Source organism: Mesorhizobium sp. M00.F.Ca.ET.216.01.1.1 (assembly GCF_004010325.2).
Lineage (GTDB): Bacteria > Pseudomonadota > Alphaproteobacteria > Rhizobiales > Rhizobiaceae > Mesorhizobium.
In genome coordinates this window covers 1-380 of sequence record NZ_SADR02000210.1, presented here as the reverse complement: position 1 = coordinate 380, position 380 = coordinate 1, and the positions used below count along the sequence as shown (strand labels likewise).

The 380-nt window shown below is 60.0% G+C and carries 1 pseudogene; it reads right to left on the bottom strand.

Features of this window, described 5'->3' with window-relative positions:
• Nucleotides 1–323, bottom strand: a pseudogene (locus EN859_RS35770) (transposase); the annotation flags it as partial.
• Nucleotides 324–380 lie beyond the last annotated feature (57 nt).

Sequence of the window (380 nt, the reverse complement as noted above, 5' to 3'; positions counted from 1 at the left end):
TCTTGTCCCAGCTGTTGTGCAACGCTTCTCGTGTTCGGGCCAGCGCCAGCGACGCCACCAGCCGCACCTCGAAACCCGCTTCAGCCAGGCGCCATGCTATCGGCCGGTGATAGTTCCCGGTCGCTTCAAAGGCGCAGACCACAGGGCGGCCGTACGCCTGCAGCACTTCGATCATATGGTCGTGCTCAACACCGGGTGTTGAGGACCAAAAGGCGACGCCGGCGCTTGTGGCCCGGTGCTTCGATCAGAACTTCATTGCGCACCTTGGCAATGTCGATCGCTACCAGCACCGCGGCGGCGGGTGTAGAATCTGAAGTGGTCATGGTCGGTCTCTCCGGAATGGGCTGTGAACATTCCACATTCTAGAGAAACTTTGACTG